General features: G+C 36.0%; 19 protein-coding genes and 1 pseudogene. 14 read left to right on the top strand and 6 right to left on the bottom strand.

Annotation, left to right across the window (positions count from 1 at the left end):
• Positions 1-266 precede the first annotated feature (266 nt).
• From KFE94_11190 to KFE94_11165, 6 genes are read left to right on the top strand one after another with little or no spacing between them, the layout of a single operon-like run.
• Entirely contained in the window at positions 267-2,264 is a 1,998-nt protein-coding gene (locus KFE94_11190) for a sensor histidine kinase (GenBank protein UTW65235.1), read from the top strand.
• The gene (locus KFE94_11185) at positions 2,261-3,040 is read left to right on the top strand and encodes a response regulator (GenBank protein ID UTW65234.1); all 780 of its coding nucleotides are present in this window, start codon (positions 2,261-2,263) and stop codon (positions 3,038-3,040) included. Before KFE94_11190 ends, KFE94_11185 begins: the two co-directional genes overlap by 4 nt.
• Positions 3,041-3,047: 7 nt before the next feature.
• The gene (locus KFE94_11180) at positions 3,048-5,117 is read left to right on the top strand and encodes a hypothetical protein (GenBank protein UTW65233.1); all 2,070 of its coding nucleotides are present in this window, start codon (positions 3,048-3,050) and stop codon (positions 5,115-5,117) included.
• A 20-nt stretch (positions 5,118-5,137) separates the two neighbouring features.
• Positions 5,138-6,223 carry an HlyD family efflux transporter periplasmic adaptor subunit gene (locus KFE94_11175; GenBank protein UTW65232.1) on the top strand — a complete coding sequence of 362 codons (1,086 nt, stop codon included), beginning with the start codon at positions 5,138-5,140 and terminating at the stop codon, positions 6,221-6,223.
• The gene (locus tag KFE94_11170; protein UTW65231.1) at positions 6,217-7,650 is read left to right on the top strand and encodes a hypothetical protein; all 1,434 of its coding nucleotides are present in this window, start codon (positions 6,217-6,219) and stop codon (positions 7,648-7,650) included. Before KFE94_11175 ends, KFE94_11170 begins: the two co-directional genes overlap by 7 nt.
• Positions 7,651-7,691: 41 nt before the next feature.
• Positions 7,692-8,975: a glycosyltransferase family 2 protein gene (locus KFE94_11165; protein UTW68260.1), complete on the top strand. Its 1,284-nt coding sequence runs from the start codon at positions 7,692-7,694 to the stop codon at positions 8,973-8,975.
• Here the strand turns inward: KFE94_11165 and KFE94_11160 are convergent.
• Positions 8,972-9,211 carry a helix-turn-helix transcriptional regulator gene (locus tag KFE94_11160; GenBank protein UTW65230.1) on the bottom strand — a complete coding sequence of 80 codons (240 nt, stop codon included), beginning with the start codon at positions 9,209-9,211 and terminating at the stop codon, positions 8,972-8,974. The two genes, KFE94_11165 and KFE94_11160, sit on opposite strands and share 4 nt — an antisense overlap.
• A 91-nt stretch (positions 9,212-9,302) precedes the next feature.
• Between KFE94_11160 and KFE94_11155 the strand changes: the two genes are divergently transcribed.
• Positions 9,303-9,599: a hypothetical protein gene (locus KFE94_11155; GenBank protein ID UTW65229.1), complete on the top strand. Its 297-nt coding sequence runs from the start codon at positions 9,303-9,305 to the stop codon at positions 9,597-9,599.
• Between the two features lie 62 nt (positions 9,600-9,661).
• Here the strand turns inward: KFE94_11155 and KFE94_11150 are convergent, their stop codons facing one another.
• The 3 genes from KFE94_11150 to KFE94_11140 all read right to left on the bottom strand — a co-directional run bounded on the left by KFE94_11150 (position 9,662) and on the right by KFE94_11140 (position 13,413).
• Positions 9,662-10,297 (bottom strand): phosphatase, encoded by a 636-nt coding sequence (locus KFE94_11150; protein UTW65228.1) that lies wholly within the window; start codon positions 10,295-10,297, stop codon positions 9,662-9,664.
• Positions 10,298-10,312: 15 nt separating this feature from the next.
• Positions 10,313-10,690: a DUF805 domain-containing protein gene (locus KFE94_11145; GenBank protein ID UTW65227.1), complete on the bottom strand. Its 378-nt coding sequence runs from the start codon at positions 10,688-10,690 to the stop codon at positions 10,313-10,315.
• Positions 10,691-10,794: 104 nt separating this feature from the next.
• Positions 10,795-13,413, bottom strand: a complete 2,619-nt coding sequence (locus KFE94_11140; protein UTW65226.1) for a hypothetical protein — start codon at positions 13,411-13,413, stop codon at positions 10,795-10,797.
• 128 nt (positions 13,414-13,541) lie between these two features.
• On the opposite strand from KFE94_11140, the gene KFE94_11135 reads away from it, so the two are divergent.
• Positions 13,542-14,048 (top strand): acetyl-CoA carboxylase biotin carboxyl carrier protein subunit, encoded by a 507-nt coding sequence (locus tag KFE94_11135; protein UTW65225.1) that lies wholly within the window; start codon positions 13,542-13,544, stop codon positions 14,046-14,048.
• Between the two features lie 59 nt (positions 14,049-14,107).
• On the opposite strand, the gene KFE94_11130 is transcribed toward KFE94_11135, so the two are convergent.
• A complete protein-coding gene (locus KFE94_11130; GenBank protein ID UTW65224.1) occupies positions 14,108-15,367 on the bottom strand; it encodes a T9SS type A sorting domain-containing protein in 1,260 nt (419 codons plus the stop codon).
• 153 nt (positions 15,368-15,520) lie between these two features.
• Between KFE94_11130 and KFE94_11125 the strand changes: the two genes are divergently transcribed.
• The 5 genes from KFE94_11125 to KFE94_11105 all read left to right on the top strand — a co-directional run bounded on the left by KFE94_11125 (position 15,521) and on the right by KFE94_11105 (position 23,183).
• Entirely contained in the window at positions 15,521-17,542 is a 2,022-nt protein-coding gene (locus tag KFE94_11125; GenBank protein UTW65223.1) for a DNA topoisomerase 3, read from the top strand.
• A 51-nt stretch (positions 17,543-17,593) separates the two neighbouring features.
• Positions 17,594-19,753, top strand: a complete 2,160-nt coding sequence (locus KFE94_11120; GenBank protein ID UTW65222.1) for a hypothetical protein — start codon at positions 17,594-17,596, stop codon at positions 19,751-19,753.
• Positions 19,754-19,928: 175 nt separating this feature from the next.
• A complete protein-coding gene (locus tag KFE94_11115) occupies positions 19,929-22,151 on the top strand; it encodes an NADP-dependent isocitrate dehydrogenase (protein ID UTW65221.1) in 2,223 nt (740 codons plus the stop codon).
• Positions 22,152-22,241: 90 nt separating this feature from the next.
• Positions 22,242-22,724 (top strand): hypothetical protein, encoded by a 483-nt coding sequence (locus KFE94_11110; GenBank protein UTW65220.1) that lies wholly within the window; start codon positions 22,242-22,244, stop codon positions 22,722-22,724.
• A gap of 54 nt (positions 22,725-22,778) precedes the next feature.
• Positions 22,779-23,183 (top strand): hypothetical protein, encoded by a 405-nt coding sequence (locus KFE94_11105; GenBank protein UTW65219.1) that lies wholly within the window; start codon positions 22,779-22,781, stop codon positions 23,181-23,183.
• Between the two features lie 177 nt (positions 23,184-23,360).
• Here the strand turns inward: KFE94_11105 and KFE94_11100 are convergent.
• A pseudogene (locus KFE94_11100) lies at positions 23,361-23,876 on the bottom strand (hypothetical protein).
• Between the two features lie 799 nt (positions 23,877-24,675).
• On the opposite strand from KFE94_11100, the gene KFE94_11095 reads away from it, so the two are divergent.
• The gene (locus KFE94_11095) at positions 24,676-25,260 is read left to right on the top strand and encodes a Crp/Fnr family transcriptional regulator (GenBank protein UTW65218.1); all 585 of its coding nucleotides are present in this window, start codon (positions 24,676-24,678) and stop codon (positions 25,258-25,260) included.
• Positions 25,261-25,306 lie beyond the last annotated feature (46 nt).

Raw genomic sequence — 25,306 nt, 5'->3', positions numbered from 1 at the left:
ACCATCTACACATTCTAGAATTAAAATCAGATTGTTTCAATCAAAAGTCATTCATTTTGGTAACGCATCGTAACACCCTATTCTTGTAACTAGATCTATCCCAATTTATGTGAATTGGCTTCTGATTATTTATCCCATTTATGGGCGTTTTCGTCACTATTTATGCGGATCCTATCACAAGTTTAAACACGAATTATATTCAATTCATTAATTTGGAGTTTTTCTGATTCAATTGTGAAAATTACAATTGAACACTATTACTGTTTATGCGCATAAAACCACTACAACTAGTAAAGGCTCATTTACTTTTCTGCCTTTTCATTTTTGGCGTCCATTATCTTACTGCTCAGCCAGCAGATAGTGGAAGTATTATTGTTGCTTCCGGTTCTGACGATATAGAGAAACTTAAGGAATTAAGAATGATGATGATTGAGTCTAAATCAGACTCATTGGATCAAATTGAGACTTATCTACAGGATACCAAAATCAAAGCGATTCAGGAAGAAAACCCAGGCTTACTGGCACAGGTAAGTTACAATTTAGGCTTATTATATTTCAATCAGGAAAACTACATCAAAGCGATTCCTCCACTTCAAAGTGCTCTGGATAATATTTCAGATTTAAACTATCTCGATAGTCTAATCTTATATAACAACATCACCATTGCCTTTACCGAAATCAGAGCTTACAATTCCGCGGTACAATATGTCAGTACGCTTGAACACTTAATATACAAAGACACCGAGGCTTATAGCAAAATCAAAAATAATGTAACCTCACTTGATGGATTATACTACAATCTTGGGATGTATGAGGATGCCATTCGAATTTTCAGATTGAAAAAATCACGTGGTGAAAATCTAAACAAAGCAAAACCGAAGCAATATGCAGTTGACTTATACGACTTCGCCAGATATTTCAGCGCAAACCAACAACCTGATAGTGCGCTTCACTACTACCAAATTGCACGGAACATGGTCGAAAGTTCCAACTTTGAAAATAAAGAATATTTTCTTGGATTGATCAAAGGAAGTACTGCCGAAGCTTTCATTCAACAAGATAAATATCAAGAAGCAATCCCCTTACTTAAAGAAGATTATGTCGCAAGTTTGCGGGCAAAGGACTATCAAAACTCTGCAAGAAACTTAAACATCCTGGCTTACTGCGAATTAAAGGTTAATGAATTGGATAATGCATTAAGACACCTACAGGGCGTAAGAGAATTGATCAACAGAAAAACTGCTCCGGATATTCACTACACCAATACATTATATCTTAGTAAAACATTTGGTGCCTTGTCACAATACGATTCTGCTTACCTGTATGCAAAAAGATTCATTCAACTCACAGATTCTATTGCTTCCAGCAGAAATATTGAAAAATCTGCACAGCTAGCCGTTTCGGTAGAACTTCGTCATAAAGAAGAAATCATGCAAAAAGCGTTGTTGCAAATTCACCAAGAAAAACAACGTTCCATTAAAGATCAGCAATACCTAAAATGGATTTTGATTGCTGCGGTAATCCTGGCAATCTTATTCGTTATTGCACTATATCTACTGCGTAAAAGAAGTTCTCAAAAAACACGTCTGCAAGAGCTTATCGTGAATTATGAGCAAAAAACACAGTTGGTGGAAAAATCACTTCACGAAAAAGAATACTTACTCAAGGAAATTCACCATCGTGTAAAAAACAACCTACAGATTGTTTCTGGAATTCTACAACTACAAGCGGTTCATAGCAAAAACAAAGAATTTAAAGATATCATGAAACAAAGTCAAAACCGTATTCAATCTATGGCTTTGATTCACCAAATGCTCTATCAAAATGATGATATCAGATACATTCCTTTTAAATCTTACCTGGAAAAATTAAGTACTCAAATTATGAGTGCTTTAATGATTGACTTCAATAAGATCAAAATCAACATTATTACCGAAGAAATCAAATTGGATGTAGAGACCGCTATTCCTTTAGGTTTGATTGTGAACGAACTTGTTTCTAATGCTATAAAATATGCATACCCGAATAATCAAGAAGGCATGATCGATGTTTGGTTAAAGCAAGATTCCAGCGAGGATTATACATTAATTGTTGCTGATGATGGTGTGGGTTTACCAAATGATTTTAATTTAGATTCAACGAATACCTTAGGATTACAATTAGTTAGAATGCTTTCAAAACAAATGAATAGTAAATTAACTTACCGCAACAATGGTGGTGCAGAATTTTCTATTAAATTTAGTCGTCAAAACCAGGAAAAATGAGTTACAAAATAAAAATCTATATTGTAGAGGATGAGTACATTACCCAGGCTGTCTTAAAAAATAATGTCGAAGAAATTGGTTACTCTGTTGTTGGGATGGCCGACTCCGCAGAACAAGCATGGGAAGATTTACAAAAAACCGATGTGGATCTGGCGCTTTTAGATATCAATTTGGCTGGTGAGAAAGATGGAATCTGGTTGGCTAAAAAAATCAGAGCAACATTAGATATCCCTTTTATTTTCCTGACAGCATATGGTGATCGCGCAACGATCAACACTGCCGTAAAAACACAACCAAATGGTTATTTACTAAAACCATTTAACGAAGTAGATATTTATACCGCTATTGAAGTGGCATTGAACAATTACAATCATTCGAAAAAAGTACAGGAACCTGCACCTCAAAAAGAGGAAGAATCTACACCTGAACCAAAACAATCTGGCGATGTTTCTGTGGGTAACGATCAAACGATTTATCTGAAAATTGATAAAATTTTCTATAAGATTAAACTAGCTGACATCTGTTATGTGAAATCGGATAGTAATTACGTGGAAGTATTTTTAGAAAACAAAAAACATCTGGTGCGTAGTACTTTAAAAAACTTCTCTGATTTATTACCTAAGAATATGTTCATTCAGGTGCATAGATCTTACATCGTAAATATCAATCGTATAGAAAGTATCGGTGACGGAGAAGTTCGTTTGAACTATAACAAAAACACTCCATTATCGGCAAACTATAAGGATGCGGTTATAGAAACCGTAGTTCGAAAATAATCGCCATATGAAATACTCCTATCTCATTTTCACCTTTATCATGTCTTTTGGTACATCTCTAATGGGCCAGAACCAAAAGATTTCGGAGTATATTGATCAATTGTATCAAACGTGGGATTCTACATATTCTCATTACAATATCTCCCATGTTTCCGGTGATTCTACAGATGGGGTTCAACTCATTAAAAATGTTCCTACACGAATTAACGACACGTCCCAATCGCTAAGTATTTATGATTTAGAACAACAAGTTAAACTTCGTGAGGCCCATGTGTTAGATGGTGATATTGGACTCGAAGCCAGTGCTTCATATGCCTACAATTTAGATCCCGGATTTGGTTTTGAAGATAACCTCTTTTACAATCAAAAGTTTAGAGTCGGACTGGGAATGGATCTTCTTAAAAGCGGATATTTCTCTAATCACAATAAAGCCAGGATTAAATTCAATGAGGTTGAGATAATGCGTATGCGTGCGCCTGAAGATCAAAAGCAACTAGATCGCTATCTTAAATGGCATAATATCATCTATCAATTCAATCTCAAAAAAATTGAAGTTCTAAAAACCAGAGAACAACTGGCGGAACAACGTGTAGACATGGCAACCAAATTGAACCTGTTAAAACACGTGACTCAAAAAGAACTGATTGCGACAATTTCAAGTCATGCGGAGATTCAAAGTATGCTTAATATTTACGAAAGTTATAACGCTCAGCTTTCTGCTGAATTAAATGTTGCAGATGAAAGTGCTACAGACTTTCCACTGTTGGACATTGATTATTCCTATTCATATCAACTTCTCACATTAGAAGAACCTGACTCTATCACCATGCTGATGCTTGAAAACATCAAGTTAGATGATAAGGCTATTCATGATTTCAGATTAAAACCATATGTTGCTTATAACTTTTTTGATTTAGTAAGTTCTGATCCGGATTACAGAAGTTATTTTTCCGTAGGAGTTAGTTTAACAGCTCCATTGAACTTCAACACCAGAAACAAAAATGAACTTAAAGAAGCTAAGTCAGAATTGGCTTTAGCACCAACAGATGATCAGCCGGAAATTCAACAGGATGTTTTAACACAGTTCTACGAGTTCAGATACAAACTCAAACAATTTTCTGCGCTATACCATAAAAAGAAAATGTATGAAGAACTGGTAAGACGTGAACGGGTCAAACATAGCATTGCACCACTTACGTTTAATCCAATTGAAGCTCTGGAACTTCTGGATAATTTGATGCAAATTGATATCGAACTATTGGATACCAAACAACAGATGTATCTCAAAATCCTGAATATCTACACAGACTTACCATATTCTAAGGCTGAGAAACTTATTCAACCTATCAGTTTGGACGACTCAGAACTCAATAAAAGCAAGCACTCTAGTGGAATATACATTTGGAGTAGCAGTGTTAAAAAATATGACCCCGCAGTAATCACCCATTATTTAAACTTAAATCGTATCAATAGAGTTACTGTGAGTTTAAACAATGATCCGGTTGCCAGAAGAAAGACGTTTGAGTTAATCGATTTATTGGTCAAAGACGAAATCGAAGTAGAAATCATGATTGGCAAAAATAGTCTGATCAATGGTGGGTTTACAGAGTACATGCAAACACTTGGACAAGATGTCAACTGGAAAAATATTTCTGCGATTCATTTAGATGTGGAGCCACATGTAAGTAAAGATTGGCACCAAAACAAACCGGAATATTTAAGAAAGTATCATGAACTGGTACAGGAAGCCAAAACTTATTGTGATGACAAATCGATCAAATTGGGCGTGAGTATTCCAACCCACTATCCTGTGGAGGATATCCAAAAGATATTTGACAACGTAAACCGTGTGTATTTCATGTGCTACGAAAATGTGAAAACAGACTTCATTGTACGTAAAACCAATTCTTATCCAACGGATAAGACCTATATCGCATTGCGTACAAATGACTTTAGTAATAGATTAGAAATGGAAGAAAAATTTGCAGAGATTCAAGCTCAAATGAATTCCGCTGGTTTTGTTATCCATGATTTTGGATCACTGATTGACTTTGACAAAAACTCAATCAACAAATAATTCCAATAAAGTAAGACACTGTGAAATCTTTAAATTTCAATAGGAAGGCTTCCATGCTGAGAAACATGGAGGAAGAAAAAATCTCAAAGAAGAATAAGAACTGGGATAAGATTGTTTACTATGTGGTATTGGCAATCATTAGTTTTTTCATCTTTAGATATTTCATCAACCGTGTATTTTATGTACATGCCGAAGGACAGGTCATGTTCAATAGTGTTAAGGTTCGTGTTCCTGACGATATCACTATTCACTATTTTAAAGTCAAAGAAGGAGATACAGTTTTATACGGAGACACTTTATTTGCATATACTTCAGCTCGAGATGAACAAAGTCGTGGAGCATTCGCTTTTAAAATTGATGACGATGAGGATAACACTTCCTCATGGCAACAACGTGAAGTCTACCAGCTGAATAAAAACATCAGATTGAATCGTTTACGGATTGGAGAGAATATCAACCTCATCGCATGGTATCAATCTGAAATCCAAAAACTCGAAAATCAGGTAATTCTGGAAGTAAGCTCCAAAAACAAATTGGAATCTTACCAAAGTCAGTTGGAAAAACTCACCATTGAGAATAGAAAATACAATAATGAAATTGCAGTATTTAAATCTATGATTGTCGAATTAGGTGGTCAGGCTGAAGATACGATTGAAGATGATCTTGCTCCCTCTCCGATTCCTTATTCAGGTGGAGGTGCGGGATATATGTCTATGAAACGTGTTTACATTAGTCCAATGAGTGGTGTAATTACACGAATCTATAAAAGACCTAATGAGGTCGCTTTAAAAACTGAAGAAATTATGAATGTCCACCAACAAGAAAGTGTATACATCAAAACGTTTTTTCTTCAGGAAGACTTAAGCGCTATTCAGGTGGGTGATGAAGTTATCCTGACATTCCCTAACGGGCAAAAAAGTCATGGAACCATACGCAGGTTTTACTCGGCAACGTATAGTCTACCTCCGGAATTTCAGAAAAAATACGAGTCTCGCACACGTGCAATTGCGGCTGATATTTTTCCAAAGGACGAGATTGAGCTGAACGAATGGCAAAAGTTTTATAAAATCTCGGTTCAAATCAAAAAAAGCAGATTCTCATGGTAGAAGATTTCGAAAAAGATCAAATCATAGTGGATGGGAATGTTGTGACCTACCACAATCTTAAATACTTTATTGTTGAGATTAATGATAAATTCCGTCCGGATACGTTCACTCAATATGATGTACTATTATTAGATGTCAGAGAAGAGAGTTTATTACAATACATTATTTCGCAGGTACGTTCGCATTTAAATCCGAGAGTTTATCTGATTCCGATTTTCATCTTAAATACAACAGCATATGATGAGACGGTAATTAATTCACTCTCTGATGGTACGATACCTTCAATTAATCATTTGGATCAAATTGATCCGAAATTACTCGACATCAGAGCTCGAATTTCACGTATCAATCATCCAAAGGTTTTGAGTTTCGAATCTCAAATGATCAACCGTACGTTGAATTTGATGTATACCAGAGGCAAAAAGAAATTGGATCCTATTCCATATTTTCATTCCGGAATTGGCTACTATTATCCTGAACTCTCTGTGAATTTTAATCACCGAGATGAGATTACCGTATTAAAAATTTTAAACACTGCGGAAGATGAAGGGCTGTTTCAATCCGAATTTCACGAGCGTGTATATTTATGCAATAGCTGTCATAGTGGATACTTAAACTACCGTGAAGTATGTCCAAAATGTAATTCGTCAGATGCCACCGCTCAGGATTTGGTACACCACTTCCCTTGTGCTTATGTAGGGCCAATTGAAGATTTTCAGAATAGTATTGATGATCAGTTAGACTGTCCAAAATGTAATAAAACATTACGCCATATTGGCGTAGATTACGATAAGCCCTCGGTTCTATATACTTGTAACAGCTGTCATCATAGATTTCAGGATTACTATACCAAAGCGAAATGTACCACATGTGGCACCGAAAATGATGTGGAACATTTGGTTTCGAAATCCATTAAGCGCTACATCATGACCAAAAAAGGTGAAAGTGTAGCCATCAATGGATATATCAATATTGAAAAACAGCTGGAAACCTTATCAGGAACTGTTACAATGGAGATTTTCAGGGTATTACTTCAATATGAATTACAACGTTTACATAATGTAGGGTATCAAACCAATATCGGTTACTTACATGTGGAAAAAGCGGCACAAGTCGGTGGGGTTTTAGGTCTTGAAAAACAAAAGGAATTGATGAATGATTTGGTTCAGGTGCTTAAAAGTAACCTGAATCCATCTGACTTTGTAAGCTTTTATAATTCTTCTACCATCTTATTCTCGTTTGTGGGTACCGATTTTGAAAAAGCGAAATCCACCATTACAGAAATGCAGTCTCTGGCGTCCAGATTATTGACTAAATCTTACGAAAAGGTACATATTGGGTTGCGTATGGATATTGTGAGTTTAAAACTGGGATCTGAAGTTGATCAAAGCATAAATAGTATCGTCACCCCATTGACTAAAATGTAGAATCATTGGATTTTATTGGAGCCGAAATACATGAATTCATAATGTATTTACAAACCGTTGGGTTTAGTAAAATGCTTCGTGTATTCTGGTTTTTCTTCTTCTTTGAGTTTTTTAGATATGTCGTAGTTGATCTGGTATCGCTCATTTTCATTAAATGGGATCGTTATCGAAATCGCTATGATTATTTAGATGCAAAACGAAGACTCTGGTTAGAGCTCCCCTTGGTATCCATTATTGTCCCGGGAAAAAACGAAGGGAAACATATCTTTAAATTAACGACATCCCTCCAGGAGCAAACCTATACCAATTTTGAATTGATCATTGTCGATGATGGATCAGATGATGATACTGAAATCATTTGTAAGAGTCTCAAAAAAAACGGTTATATCGATTACTTCGTAAGAAACGAGGTTCGTGGAGGCAAAGCATCCGGAGCGAATACGGCTCTACGTATTGCTAAAGGGAAATACGTGGTTCACTTGGACGCTGACTGTTCTTATGATTTCGATGCCATTGAAAACATTATTATTCCGTTCTACGAGGATCGTAAAATTGGTGCGGTTGGAGGCAATGTGATGGTTAGAAATTATAGAGAGTCTGTAGTCACCGCGCTTCAAGGTTTTGAATATACAGATGCCATTAGTATTGGCCGTATGGTTTCAAGTTATTTAGGAATTTATCGTGTGGTATCTGGGGCTTTCGGAGCTTTTAGAATGGATCTGCTCCAGCGTGTTCAGGGATGGGATATAGGTCCGGGGCTGGATGGCGATATTACCGTAAAGTTTAGAAAACTGGGATATAAAATTAGATTTGAAGACCGTGCAGTGTGCCAAACAAGTGTACCTAACACTTTCCAAAAGCTTACAAAACAAAGACTGAGATGGGATAAATCATTGGTAAGATTTAGACTTAGAAAACACTCTGATGTTTTCTTCCCGCATCAAAATTTCAGTCTTTCAAACTTCATTTCGTTTTTGGAGAACATCACCTATACTTTAATTCTGAATATTAAATGGTACATCTATGCTGCGGACATGATATTCAACTTCGCCAGCCTGTTGCCATTTATTATTGTAATGAACATTTTCTTATACACCGGAGCTAATTTATTTAAACTACTAGTATTCAACCTATTTAGAGAACGAACCAATGCTCCATTCTCTTATTTTCTGATATATGTACCGCTAATGGTTTTCTATCATGGTTACTTCCTAAGGATCGTAAGAAGTATTGCATATGTGAAAGAGTTCTTCTTTAAAGAGTCTTATAAAGACCCATGGAATCCAGAAAAAACTTCGATTAAAGCTTTAGAAATAGGAATCTAATTTTCATTCAAATCTTCGAATCCTTCGCTAAAGAATTCTTCAAGGGTCATTCCAAATGATTGTGCGATTTTAACCAGGCTCGTAAACTGAATATCGGTTCCAGTTTCATAACGGCCATACTGAGCACGATGTATCCCTTTTTCAAGGGCAAAACTCTCATAACTAGTATATCCTTTTTGAATTCGGAGGCTTCTAATTCGTTTAGCAAGCCGTAGAATCTGTTCAGACTTCTCCATTCCGTAAAAGAATAGCGTACATTAACATTCGGTTACTACTAATTAGTATCTTTTTTTTAAATATACTACCTTTGTGTATCAATACTTTTCCATGCATAAACTATCCACACAAATTCTGAAAACCGGGTCACTGGTTAAAGTATATATGCAGCCTATTCCCAAAAATTCAGCGCTTTACGGGGTTACAGTAATCCTACAAAACGAACTACTGATCATTTTTAAAAACGGCTACATTATCAAAAGGCTTGATCCGTATTACCTATTTATTGAATATATCTGCGCTACCTATCTCAGTGATGAAAAATTCAAATCCCTTGAAGATTTAATGTGCCATTTTCAAATTGGCGTATTTCAAGACATTTTTAAACACATCCACGGACATTTATGAGAGTTCCACACGCACCACTCCCCCCACTCACCTACCTACCAGTAAGCCATATATGTGACAGACTAGTCAGTAATAAACTTTCCGTTTTCTGACTTAAAGCGTTTCATCTCAATGGATAATCTTTCGCTATTGTATTTACTGTAATCTCCGGAAAACGCCATTCTTTTTTCTATGGTTTCCTCGAATTTACCCATAGCATCCAGGGTTAATTCACAAGCTTCGCGCACACCGTGATTTCCTCCATCACAATGTGTCACGAACTCGTAATATTCTTTATCTCGGCAATATTCTACAAATAGCGGGTTTGCTCTGCGATTTATTAAAACTCTAAATCCAACTTTACTTGCTAGAGACAAGTCTAAGATATCGTCATAAACAAACATGACCTCATCTGGTTCCAGATCATGATGTTCTTTTAGAAATTCCAGTATCTCCACTTTATTTTTCACACCGGAAAAGATCGCATCTAAATGTTCTCTACCCGCCCAGTATTTTGCCGTTATATTATTTTCACCCGAAACTATTGCAGTAATTGGCATCTCTCCATTTTGTAACCAAAATCCGAAACGCAACATATTCACACCCATGGAATCTGCTTCGCTAAAAGTGCTGGACTTATGTTCGTTTTTATGGCCAGAATGAAATACCCCATCCCAATCAAATAATACTGCTTTTATCTTCGATAGTTTCGTGTTCATAATAATGTTGTTTTCTTATTCGTATAAAGGAACTTCTTCGCCTTCTTCTTTTGGGTTTTGACCGTACTCATTTGATCCCGGTTGACCATCAGTAGCTGCCCAAACAATCAGTAAAATAGCACCAACCAATGGGATTAATCCCCAAAGTATTGCCCAACCACTTCTTCCGGTATCATGTAATCTTCGAACCAATACTGCTAATGAAGGCACCAATACTGCCAATGAATAAATAGAACTAATTGCAGCTCCTCCTTCACCCCAAATCGAATAATCGATTAAAGTTAAAATTATAGAGATAATCACATTGAATAATACAAAATACCAGTACTCACTTCTTCTGGCTCTTCCATTAAATTCAGCATACTTTTTTAGTACAGTAACATACCAATTCATAATAATTTGTTTAAAGTTAATATTGATTGCTTTGACCGCATAGTAAAATCAAAGTACCCGCAAAATAATCAATTATTTCCTCTTAAAACATCATATTCAAATATTTATCCTCGCATAAAAACCCGCTGATCTGATTCAGATTGTTTTAACTCAATCAACTTCTGGTCTACTGTTTCCACCAGTTTATCATATTTCTCAGCAATATCTAAACGGTCCGTTTTACGATATGATTTGGCCTTTGCCACATAATAGGCTCTCAAGTCTGTCATACTACTTATGGCATAATAACGGACAAACCATCCCAGCTGATTTTCAGCTTCGGTTTCAAATACTTTTAACGCCTCTTCATGTACAACAGGATCATCAATTCTTAGCAAATAGTCCTTATAATAGTCGATATAACTTAAAACTTCATATCCGCCTACTTTTGGATATAAACCTTCAAAAAATGAGTTCTTGTTTTCATCTCCAAAAACAGAATACACTTCGGCTACGGAAAACAACACATCCATGCTTTCTGAGTCTTTAAACTGATCTGCATAGAACACACCCAGTGTAGAATCTGTAATGGCAATTCCTCTTAACAATTCACTGATCACCAGATATGAACTATCTTTATCTATTTGATCAACAAACTCTCCTCCCATTCCTTTAGACCATGAGAAATAATCATACAACCCTACCACGGCTTCTGCTCTAACTGAAGACTCCGGATCATTATTCATAGTGGAGACCAAAACATCTTTTAATCTCAAATCCTCAATTTCATCAAACTTCTCATATTTAGAAACAGCGAGTTGTCTAATGCCTGCATAATCATCCAGCATTGCATCCAACAACAATTTTTTAGCTCCTTCAACATTATTTTCCTCATTAAAAGCAAATTCAATAGCTTCTCTTTTGTCCATGTATAAAGGTGCCTGATGATACATGAAAATCATTTCCTCCAAAGTATGATGATCTTTTTTGGTACAAATCAGAATTTTCTTCGCATCAAAATTTACCAAATCCGGTTGCTGTGCCACATTAAACGTAAATGACTGTTTTGCTTTATCAATAACTATTGAATAGGTCTGTTTCGATCCTTCAGAATAGATGTCTATATCTACAGGAAGTCTGTATAACGGGAACTCATAGATATCTTGTAATTGCTCTACCGTTACCGTTTGTTCAGCAGTTGTAGAATCATATGTATATGTAATTTCAAGTTCAGGATGTCCTTTCGCTAAAAACCACTGATTAAAGAACCAGTTCAAATCCTCACCTGTAACTTCTTCAAAAGCCAGTCTTAATTGATGTATTTCAACTGCAGAAAATTCATTGTCGTGGAGATATAATTTAAGGGCTTCAAAAAAGGCTTCATCACCTACATAGTTTCTCAACATATGCAAGACACGACCACCTTTAGCGTACGAATGACTGTCAAACATATCATCCGGTTTACGGTAATGAAAACGAATCAAATCATATACGCCTCCACTTTGCGCTTCTTCCAAATAGCTTTCTAAATCAAAATAAATGTGTTCATCCGCTTTGGTCTTGCCATATTTATACTCAAACCATAAATACTCTCCATAAGTGGCAAATGATTCGTTTAATGGCAAATTGGACCAGGATTCACACGTCACTACATCTCCAAACCAATGATGGAATAACTCATGCGCCACAGTTTCTTCATGGTCTCCATCAATCATCTCACGATGTGTTTGCTGAACAAAATCACCAAAGATTACTGCGCCCACATTTTCCATCGCACCAGATACGTAATCATGTACCACCACCTGAGAATACTTACTCCATGGATAATCATATCCCAATAAATCGGAATAATATGTAATCATTTCAGGTGTATTCTTAAATATTTCTCTGGCATATGGCGAATACTTCGGATCCACATAATAATCGACTTTCATCCCATTTAACGAATCATTAATCACACTAAAATCACCTACAGCCATCATAAACAGATATGGCGCAATGGGTTTGTTTTGTACCCACACATCTGTTCGCGTACCATCTGAATTCTTTTCCGAAGAAATTAAGTCCCCATTAGATAATGTTACAAAATTGGAATCAACAGTCATGGAGATTTGATGTGTACATCTTTCATTTGGAGAATCAATTGTTGGGAACCATACCGAATTGGCTTCCGTTTCTCCTTGTGTCCAAAGTTGTCTGGGTTTATTGGGATCTTCATCTAAAGGGTCAATAAAATATAGTCCTTTATCATCTGCCACTGCAACTCCTGAAGTTGTTTTTCTCTCTTCAGGCTTAGCCACATAATCGATAAAGATTTTGATTTGCTCCGAACGTGTATAGTAACGATCTAATTCTATTTTAATCACATCGTTTTCATAGGTATACTTTAAAGGGAGTTTCTCCGCTCCATCCATCAAACTTACAACTTTAATTTCCTGACCTTTAGCATCTAATTCCAGTCCGTTTATTTTATAGAAATAAGGTTTAAATGTGATCACCGCATTCCCGTGCATATATTGCTTATCCCAATCAAAACTCACCTTTAAATCGGTATGAATAATGTCAATCTTTCGGGTTCTTGCAGCTCTATAGGGTTGATCTGAGAAAATCTCTAACGCACTTAACTGAACCGCTTCCTCTAAATATTCATTACTCTTATTGGAAACTTTACATCCTTGTAAAATCATTAAGAATATCATTCCATACCAAAACTTGTTCGACCAGAGTTTTCCTTTAATATCCATTCTTTAAAAACCTTTTCCGTTACAATTCGCAAGATAAAAAAGTATCACAGACCACTTGAGTAAAAACAACAGAAGTATTGTTTTGTAACCCTCAACTATATTACTTTTGGAGGCGCAAAAAATTTATCATGTACACTATTTCAATCAACAACAAGACTTACGAAGTTTCTCCACAAAATGGAGCATCACCTCAAGGGACCATTAATGGCGTAGACTACGCTATGGATATGGCTCAAAAAGACGCTTCAAACTGGATCGTGAATAAAGATGGTAAAGAATACCGTGTTGAAGTTGCTGATTTAAATACCGATGAAAAAACTGCGATCTTAAGAATTAATGGTCGTAAATATAATGTACAACTCAAAGACCAATTCGATCAGTTATTGAAAGATTTAGGCTTAGAGAACATGGCTGTTAAGAAGGTAAGCGAAATTAAATCTCCAATGCCAGGATTGGTATTAGATGTTTTGGTTGAGCCGGGAGATCAAATCAAAAAGGGAGATCAAGTTTTGATTCTGGAAGCGATGAAAATGGAAAATGTCATCAAATCCCAAAGTGATGCTACTGTAAAAAGTGTACGAATTGAAAAGGGCGTTGCTGTAGAAAAAAGTCAGATTTTAGTTGAATTTGAATAAACTCATTTTAAAATAAAGTATTAAAAAAGGCCTCAAATTGAGGCCTTTTTATTTGGTTATTATTCTACGATAATCTTTCGCGTAATTTCATTCCCGTCCTTTTGTATCAACTTCAATAAGTATATCCCGTTTGGAATATGAGATACATCCAAGGTATTTCTAAAAATACTTGTTTGAATCACTTCACCCACATCATTCATTAAAATCATTTGGGTAAGCGTGGACTGTAAATCCCCTTCTATTCGCAATACATCTTTCACCGGGTTCGGGTATATATTTAATTGATCCACACTAATTTGATCTATACTGCCAATAATCACATTAACCGTTTTAGTTAATGTATCAGATTGACCACACTTTGTCGCAACCAATGTTACCTGATAAACTCCATGTGCATATCCATGTGATGGATTTTCTAAAGTAGATGTATTCCCATCTCCAAAATCCCAATAATAACTGTCCGCATTTTGTGATTGATTCGTAAAATGAACCGTTGGTACATTTGCTGTATCCACACTTGTAAAATCAGCGATTGGATCAAACTTGCCTACGTTCCATTTAGATAAGCTATCATACACCACTATTTTCGCAGCTGTTTGAATTGCATCAGCCATTCCAGGATCTAACGAAGAATGATAGGTGATCAGCTCAGGATTCTTACGTAAAAAAACCGCATAAAAAGCACATCCTGCAGCATAAGAACCCGCCAAAGATGGATGAGATTCATCTGCAGTATATAGTTCTATTTGAGGGTGATTTGCACGAATATATCTCCATACGGCTCCTACAGGAGAAACCAAAGCATCATTGTCATTCCCCATTGTTAAGTAACGTTCTCTTAAAAGACTATCCATTCCCATGTAGGTACATACCGGAGGCCAGTTGGGACAGTTGAACGCATCTCCGTTTTTACGTCCCCAGGTCATATAAAATACCGGAACGGTACAAGAGTCATTCGCACGAATGGTATCACATAAACTCTTTGCGTATGGGAATACTTCTGTTTGTACTTGTCCAATTGGCCATGATGGCTCCTGACTTTGTGCTTGAAGCACGACATAATTCCATGAATTTGAAAATATTTTATTGATTGCAGTCGCATTCGCAGCATGATGCATCAATCTTTGTCCGCCCGGAGTATGTGAATCCACAAATAATGTATCCCCAGCCGACAAAGCCATATCATATGTTAATTGCGGTAAATTATTATATGCCGTATAACTATTCCCAATAAATAAAACTTTGGTTGTTTGTCCAAAGCCCCATACCGACATACAGATTAAAAAACTCAATCCAAATACTCTTTTCACTAACTTCATTGATCTCTATTTTGTTTAATCATCAGACATACGCCCATTGTAAATAATGGTTGTCTTTTTAAATACTTTTTTGTTGCCGAAATTTTACTTTTGACGCGATATAAACTGGTAGTAATTTAACAATTTAATTTCTGTCCACATCTCCTTAGATTTATGAAACTATGTCTTGCCGAAAAACCAAGTGTTGCAAAAGATCTTGCAAAAGTGCTCGGAGCCAACTCAAGAAGAGATGGTTACTATGAAGGTAACGGCTATTGTGTTTCATGGACTTTTGGACATTTATGTACACTAAAAGAACCTGGTGATTATATTGACGCCTGGCAAAAGTGGAACATCGATACCTTACCTATGCTACCTGCCAACTTTGGGATTAAACTCAAAGATGATAGCGGGATTCGCAAACAGTTTTCTATTATCGAAAAACTCTCACATGAATGTGAAGAAGTCATTAACTGTGGTGATGCGGGCCAGGAAGGAGAATTGATTCAAAGGTGGGTTTTGGCCAAAGCCAAATTCGATAAACCGTTAAAAAGACTTTGGATTTCTTCTTTGACGGAAGAAGCAATTCAAGAAGGATTCAAACAGCTGGAAGAAGGTAGTAAATACAATAATCTTTACGCGGCCGGATTGGCCCGGGCGATTGGAGACTGGGTTTTGGGAATGAATGCTACCCGTATCTTTACTTTGCGATTTGCGGACTTTAAACAAATTTTATCCGTAGGTCGGGTTCAGACGCCTACGCTGGCGCTTATTGTACAAAGGCAAGATGAAATCAACAACTTCAAATCGGAAACGTATTACGAAGTAAAAACCAAGTATCGAGATGTTTTGTTTTCTTCCACTTTAGGAAAAATAAAAGAGAAAGAAAAAGGCACTTCGCTCACCGAAACACTTAAAGAACATGACTTTGAAGTTGTTTCATACACACAGAAAGAAGGTAAAGAACTTCCTCCGTCTTTATTTGATTTAACCTCTTTGCAAGTTGAATGTAATAAGAAATTTGGCTTTACTGCTGAACAAACACTGAACGTAGTTCAGAAATTATACGAACAAAAGCTGGTTACTTATCCAAGGGTGGATACCACTTATTTAAGTGATGATATCTATCCTAAAATCGAAGGCACTTTACGGAACCTTACGAATTATGCGGAGTTTACTACACCTTTATTGGGTAAACCTATTCGTAAGTCCAAAAAGGTTTTCAATAATAAAAAGGTAACCGATCACCACGCGATCATTCCAACGGGTGTTTCAGCATCCGGACTTCCTGATGATTTCCATAAGGTTTACGATACCATCACGCGTAGATTTATTGCTGTATTTCATCCGGATTGTAAAGTAAGTAACACCACAGTTATCGGTAAAGTAGATCAAACGGAGTTTAAAGCGACTGGAAAACAAATTCTATCTCCGGGCTGGCGTGAGCTGTATAGTAAAACGGATAAAGAGCAAGCTACAAAAGAAGAAAACAAGGAACAAGTCATGCCTGTTTTTGAAAAAGGAGAATCCGGTCCTCATATTCCTGAGCTACAAGAGAAAAAAACAAAAGCACCTAGTTATTATACTGAAGCAAGCTTACTCCGAGCCATGGAAACTGCCGGGAAGCAGGTTGATGATGAAGAACTTCGGGAGCTGATGAAAGAAAATGGAATTGGTCGCCCCTCTACACGTGCGAATATCATCGAGACATTATTCAGACGTAATTATATCGTAAGAAAGAAAAAGAGAATTCTGGCCACTTCAACGGGAATTCATTTAATATCCCTTATCGAAGACGATATTCTAAAATCTGCAGAACTTACTGGCAAGTGGGAAAAGAAACTTCGTGACATTGAAAAAGGTGAGTTTTCTGTTGACGAATTCAAAAAGGAACTTTTTGAAATGGTGAATAATCTGATCCATCAAGTCAAACATCAGCATCCTAAAAAGAAACACATTCCTTGCCCCAAATGTAATATCGGCCATCTGATCAAAGGGAATTCTGCCTGGGGATGTTCGGATTGGAAACAAGGATGTAAATTCAAAATCCCTTTCGAGTACAAAGGAATTATCTTAAGTGAAAAGGATATTGAAAGTCTGGTTTACACCAAAGAAACCCGATATAGCTATAAGGTTAAAGGACATGATGATAAAGTTAAATTTAAGCTTAGTTCAAAACTTTCCCTGACCGTATAGGCTTCATATTTAATTTTATTGTTTCTTCGTTCTGCACTCACACTCCAAGCCATGACTCGATTTGTATTCGTGTTGCTGACCACCATCTTATTTCTAACGGGATCTGTTTCTGTACAAGGTCAATTTTCGTATCATCCTAAGAAAACGAACCTAACCATGTATTATACTCCTGAATCCGGATGGAAACTCACCAATTCTGCCGGGACAAAAACATATTGTTCTTTTACAGAAGAGAATTCCTATGTCCAGGTTCTACATAATGAGCTAAGAGTGTATCATATGTCTCAGGGTCTTTGGAACACACATCCAGCATCTAGATTTATGGATATGATTCATATTCCATACGAATCATTTCAAATTGATACCAATTCAGCTCGTTTTGATGCTTTTTCATCATTCTGGGTATCCTCTTCAGGTGGACACATCCGGATTTTTAAGTATCGTGAAAAGATGCAGTATCCGCGTACCGGAACTTCAGAAAAAACTTATTATAATAACTATGTTGCCAACCACTTGTATCTGAATCAGAACAAGAAATCGAAAATGACCAGCAAGAACACCATTTATATGATTTCTCCGCAAGGCAACATTTTTGAAATTGATCACCAAAGAAAAATCTGGCGTTTTATCTTGAAGAACAGAACACTTACAGCCTGGTCTTCAGAACCTCCCAAGGAAGATATGATGTTTCATATTTTCAAAAAAGAAGATTTTAAAGCCATCATTCCTATTGGAATCAAAGATGAAATGTATCAGTTTCAGGTAATCAATCACCAAAACAAAATGGGGATTGCTTCACTTACAAAAGATTATTTCCAGGTAGTTATCAATATTCCTCCGTTGTTTGATTTCATTTCTCCATCATTACAAAATGATTTTCATCTGATCTACAATGATCAAAAACTAGGAATTCTTTTTTTCCTACCGGTCGAAAAAGAAGATGAAATCCCTGAGTTTAAATCCTTTTATACTTCCGCTCAAAAGGAGCTAGGTACTATCGGTATCCAAAACAGAGCTTCGGAAATATTATCAGATCAAAAAGCATTTACTGTCACCAAAAACAATCACCAATATGAAAGTGCGGATTTCAAATCTGAAATCAACTATCGTCTGGAAATTGTACATTCCGATATGCTGCTCTACAACGAATATTCTGAAGAAAAGAATATTTTTCATAGTGGACTCTATCGCATTAGCCAAAACAAGTGGTACATGAAACCCGAAAATCATTTACTTACACCATATCCAACCGCCATATTGCAAACAAAAAATATTGGCACTTCCAAACCACTATCATATTCAGCATATTCATCAAATGGTGATCCTCGTGTAAAAGACCAAACAGACCTTACCACGCAAAGTTTCTTTTATCTGGCATCTTTAGTTACCGATACACCTATTGATTCTATTGAATCCATAAAAACATATGACAATTACACTTATAAATTCAGAAATATTGATCAATGGGGGGTGATGCGAATCCAAGACCAAAACTTTTCCATTTTGGTTCCTGCAGAACATGATAGGGTCATGCCATTTGGATATCAAAAATCACTACTTCTTTTTAAAGAAAATCAAATAGGGTGGTATGGTATGAATTATCGTAAATCTTCGACCAAAGCAGAATGGATTCCAGCAAATACATCTTCCGTACATTTATACGCTGGAAACTCTCCCGAAAAAGGTTCGTGCAATGGATTTCCCGATACCGAATATAGCGCACAATACATCAATAAACACTTTGTTTTTAATGCCCAGACTCCCGAATCCAACAAAGCATGGATTCAAAAAACAATTCATTCGGAAACATTACTTTCTGCGCAAAACATAGATGCATACCCTGGATATTTTAATTCGATTTCGAACTCCAAAATGGCATTGTATAATCACAAACTCAAACCTATTGAACTACCTACTTACGACAGTACCGTAGCCATATCTGACATGTTACTACTTTACAATACACAAAAGCAGCAACCGATTTCTAATTCGCAATTTGATGTAGAGTCTTCCGAGCTTGTAGCGAGTTATTATATGACTAAGCCTATCAGTTTTAAAAAGTTTAACTCCATTTATTATTACAACAACTATTTTGTGGTTCAGGAAGATGATCAATGGAATATCCTGAGTTCAGAAGGAAAGCCCCTTTTAAAGTCTCTATTTAAATCTGCTGATGATGCTTTTCAGCAAATTAATACCTGGTCAAAATAAGTTGATTCTTCTGATTTATCGGCAGAAGCCCTCCACTCTATTCACCGTTAAAAAACCTAAATAATCGCATTCATTTTAGTACGGAAAAAGTTACCTTCGCCTGCAAATTTTCAGAGTTCATAAACTGGTTATTTCTCACTCATATTTAGAGGACTAACTTCAAAAATATCGCATCATGCAAAAAGCAAAAATTGTTTATACCAAAACAGACGAGGCTCCTGCTTTAGCCACACAATCTTTTCTACCTATTGTTAAAGCTTTTACTCAAAAATCGGGAATTGAATTTGAGACAAAAGATATTTCATTAGCGGCAAGAATTCTAGGTGTTTTTCCCGACCATTTAAACGATGATCAAAAAATTCCGGATGCATTAGCTGAATTAGGTGAAATGGTACTTCAACCGGATGCGAACATCATTAAACTTCCAAACATATCTGCTTCTGTTCCACAATTAGAAGCTGCGATTAAAGAATTGCAAGCTAAAGGTTACGCAGTTCCGGATTACCCGGCTGAAGCAAATACTGAGGAAGAAAAAGAAATTCAAGCGAGATATAACAAAGTAAAAGGTAGTGCGGTAAATCCGGTTTTACGTGAAGGTAATTCCGACAGACGTGCACCTAAAGCGGTTAAAGATTATGTTCGTAATCACCCGCACTCTATGGGGCAGTGGACAAAAGATTCTAAGTCTCATGTAGCTCATATGGCAGAAGGTGATTTTTATGGAAGCGAAAAATCTGTTGTAATTGAAGCGCCTACAGCTGTTAAAATTCAACATACGGATGCGCATGGCAACACAACCATTTTAAAAGAAAGCACGACACTTATTGAAGGTGAAATTATTGATGCTTCTGTAATGAACAGAAATAAACTAAGATCTTTCTTAGCGCAGGAAGTAGTAGATGCTAAAAATGAAGATGTACTGTTTTCAGTTCACCTGAAAGCAACTATGATGAAGGTTTCTGATCCAATTTTATTTGGTCATACGGTATCCGTTTTCTTCAAAGATGTATTCGAAAAACATGCGGATACATTTGCGCAATTAGGTGTAAACCCAAACAATGGATTGGGTGATTTATTCCAAAAAGTAAGCACTTTACCTGAGACTCAAAAAGCAGAGATCGAAGCAGATATGCAAAATGCATTTGCAAACGGCCCAGCTATGGCAATGGTAAACTCTGATAAAGGGATTACCAACCTACACGTTCCGAGTGATGTAATTATTGATGCATCTATGCCTGCAGCAATTCGTAACGCTGGCCAAATGTGGGGACCGGATGGAAAATCTAAGGACACTAAATTCATCATCCCGGATAGATGTTACGCTGGAATTTACCAGGAAACAATCGATTTCTGTAAAGAAAATGGAACTTTCGATCCACAAACAATGGGAAGCGTTTCCAACGTAGGTTTGATGGCCAAAAAAGCTGAAGAATACGGATCTCATGATAAGACTTTTGAAATTGCTGCCAACGGAACTGTTGAAGTAGTAGATGGAAATGGAAACGTTTTAATTTCTCATGAAGTGGAAACCGGAGATATCTGGAGAATGTGTCAAACCAAAGATGCGCCTATTCAAGACTGGGTAAAACTGGCTGTAAAACGTGCCAAAGCAACAGGAACTCCGGCTATCTTCTGGTTAGATGAAAACAGAGCTCACGATTCTAATTTGATTCAAAAAGTAAATACATATTTACCTCAACACGATACTGAAGGATTAGACATTCGTATCATGGCGCCAAAAGACGCGATCCGATTCTCAATGGAGCGTATCATTAAAGGGGAAGATACCGTTTCAGTTACGGGTAATGTATTAAGAGATTATTTAACTGATCTATTCCCTATTTTAGAGGTGGGAACCAGTGCAAAAATGTTATCTATCGTACCATTAATGAATGGCGGAGGATTATTTGAAACCGGAGCGGGTGGTTCTGCACCTAAACACGTAGATCAATTTGTTGAAGAAGGTCACCTACGTTGGGATTCTCTGGGAGAGTTCCTGGCACTTTCTGTTTCTTTAGAACACTTTAGTGAAGTTCACGGAAATGCAAAAGCGGCCGTATTAGGTGAAACCTTAGACGCTGCAACCGGTGTTTTGTTAAATCTGGATCAATCTCCTTCTCGTAAAGTGAACGAAATTGACAACCGTGGTAGCCATTTCTATTTGGCTATGCACTGGGCACAAGCATTAGCGAATCAAGATAAAGATGCTGAACTTAAAGCACAATTTGCTCCAATCGCTGAGCAAATGACTGCTCAGGAAACGACCATAATGAATGAACTAAACGGAGCACAAGGTAGTCCGGTAGACATCGATGGATACTACTTTGGTGATGATGCTTTAATTTCAAAAGCTATGCGTCCAAGTGCTACTTTAAATAGCATTTTAGAAACTGTTTAAGTTTAAATTTCTTTGAAAAGAAAAGCCATTCTCGTTTGAGGGTGGCTTTTTTTATATAAAACATTATGTTTGACCTTTAAAATCATTTAAATGAAATTCGAACTTTTCCCTACAACCAAAAGAAAATTCGTTCTTCATGATTCTCAAGAAGACACGATTGACAGATTAAGGAGAAGAACTGAAGAATCTTATATTCTAGCCTCTAAACGAACAGACAAATCTTTTATAGGAGATATACATAACAATCGATTTAGAATAATATCTTCTGTAATTGGAACTGGAGCTTTTTGCGTTCTAACTGGAGAAATAAATAATAACGAAGGATTCGTTCAGGTTAAAGTCCATATTGCATTTAAACTTCTTATTGGTATTCCCGTTTTAGTACTTATTATTCTGTCCCTGATTTCGCCACTTTTAGGATGGGAAGAGTCTCAAATGCCTAATATTGGGCTCCTGCTTTTGCTAGTCTTTTTTACTAGATATTTCTATGTTGGGGTTTCTTTTAAAGTACTCTCCAAACAAAGTTTAAATAGATTACGAGATGTACTAGACGTTGAATGGTTATATGACTAACGAATGTTTTATCTTTAATGCCTGTTATACCTTAGATTAAATCCTATATAATCAATGAAATCTATTTTTATTCTTTCTTTATCCCTATTCATTTTTATAGTCGCAAAAGCTCAAAATGATCCTTTAAAAAAATTGGAAACGACCATTGAGTATTACAAACAAATGCCGAATTATCTTTTTATACAAACTGACTCAAATGCTTATGATTACCAAGATTCTATTCTAGTCAGATTATCAGGAAATGACTCAGTAATTGTATTTATTCCTATCCTTACTACATATGGTTTCGTCAACTTATATGAAGTTACCAATAACAAAAGTGTATTGATACAAAAACAGGAAGGTGACTTCTCAGATTTTTTACGATTCACTTTATTAAAAAATGATTATAAGACCTATAAACTAGAATATACTGGATGTTTTTCTAACTCTTCCATACATATACAAATAATCAATTGATCACGAATTCTTTCATAAAAACTGTCTTTGTATACCATTTCATAGTAGGTCGCTCAATTACTTAGACTAAAAATTCCATTCAAACAAAACTTCCATGATAAATACCAGTTTGGAGCCAGCAACATGTCTTTGAGCAACTAAACTATCAAGTTTTATCACAACTTATCTCTCTCAACATCAATTTGAACCATCACTTTCATTCACTAACTCCAATTGTTTTTTGTAAGCTTTGATTCTGGCATCGGCATTGCTGTCCACAAACAAAATACACACCATCATCGCAATGGTGGTAATTGCAGCTGCTCGCCAAATTGGTTTATCCACAAAAACGATTAACAACGCTGCCGCCACAATAATGAAAGGAATGATTTTAAAAACAATGTTCCTATACTCTCCCATACTTTTTTCGGTACGTATGATCTCCGATTTCACAAAATCAGAGGCATCCTCATTGTAAGCGACTTCAAAACAGGGTACTCTGGATGAGTTGGCATATAAAATTCCAACGCCTACCATCAATAGCAAGATACCTGCAACTAAAGTTGGGTAAACAAATGCCTTTGCGACTTCCGTTTTTCCCAATTGCCAAAATCCTATAGTGGCTAATACAAACATAATCCCGAAGAGAATAAAGAATTTTGACGAAAAAACTTCGTCTTTGGCCTATTCTGTAGCTATTTTTAATATTTCCATGTCTTTTAATTTATCTAATTCTATTTTGATTATTATTTAAACTACTTGAGTTCTACCCAAAAGCTTTTTTCTGTATTCCTTAATCTCTTTGAGCCAATCAGGCATCCTGTAACTTTTTATTCAATCTATAAGTTCTTACTATTAAGTCAAAAAGTTCCTCAACACTACATTCCATTAACGCACTCGATATTAAAATACTTTTTTTATAGTTCCAGTTATGCAGCATAGACAGAAATCTTTTGAGAAAACTTTTTTTTTCTGTTTTGTATCCGTCCATTCTCAAAAACATCTCAATGCTTCTTTTCTTTAGTCTCTGAATTTTGGAAATATCAGTCCACCTAATTTTCCCTAATGACTCATATTTCGAATTATCTATCAGATAATCATCAGTAATTATAATCGCATATTTTCTTGGAAGAATTCTAAAAAAGGAATACAGAAGAGTCAAATAATACACTATTCCTGCTAGTCCGATAAACTGAATATACCAGATTTTAATAAATACATTTCTAACAAAAATTTCAGGATTAACGACAAAAAAAACTGAAACACAAAGCATCAAACTAAAAAAAAGTATACCTAATATAACTCGATTCTTTTTAAATTTAATTTCTTTATACACCTGGTTTATGTTCTTGTAAGAATTGTTATTTCAATTTTTAACGGATCACAATTAATCCCTAAAAATACACCTTTATGACCTCTTTATTCAAGCTCACATGATTTAAACATTAGCATTCGATATTATTTAATGTTCCTATGAAAAACATTAGTTTTAGTCTCACGTAAACCGACAATTATGAAGCAACAAATCACCAAAGAACTGTTAAAGTATAATGACGCATTTACCACAGAAGAAATAGAACTCGGACTTTCACTTTTTGAGGAAAAAGAATTTGAGGCCAACGAACTCATTTCAAAGGCTGGTGAAATCACAGAATATTTATTCTATGCGGATCGTTCTATTACCCGTTGTTATTATTCCGGAGAGGATGGTCAGGAACATACTTTATGGATGAAACCGGAGCAAACTTTTATATCTGAATACAAAAGTTTTGTCCATGAGGAAGCCTCTATGTTTTCGCTCCAATTTTATGAGAAAACCAAAGTGATGATGATTTCCAGAAAGAACCTAAAACGTTTGTACCGGGAATCTCAAAATTGGAGTTTGTTTGGTAACGCGTTGATGGAACATGTCCACATTACATTAATTGACGTTTTTGTAAATCTACTTGCAAATGATGCTACACGTAATTATCAATACATTGAATATATGTTCCCCAGATTTATTCAGGTAGCGCCTTTAAAAGACATTGCATCCATGCTTCAAATTTCTCCGGTGAGTCTTTCCAGAATTCGCGCAGGAAAACAACTGAAGAAGTAATTTCTTAACATATGTAAAGTGCGATTTTTAACGAGACACCTACTTT

It is taken from the genome of bacterium SCSIO 12643 (assembly GCA_024398135.1).
In the GTDB taxonomy this organism is placed as follows: Bacteria; Bacteroidota; Bacteroidia; order Flavobacteriales_G; family Salibacteraceae; genus CAJXZP01.
This window is presented reverse-complemented; position numbering and strand designations above follow the sequence as displayed.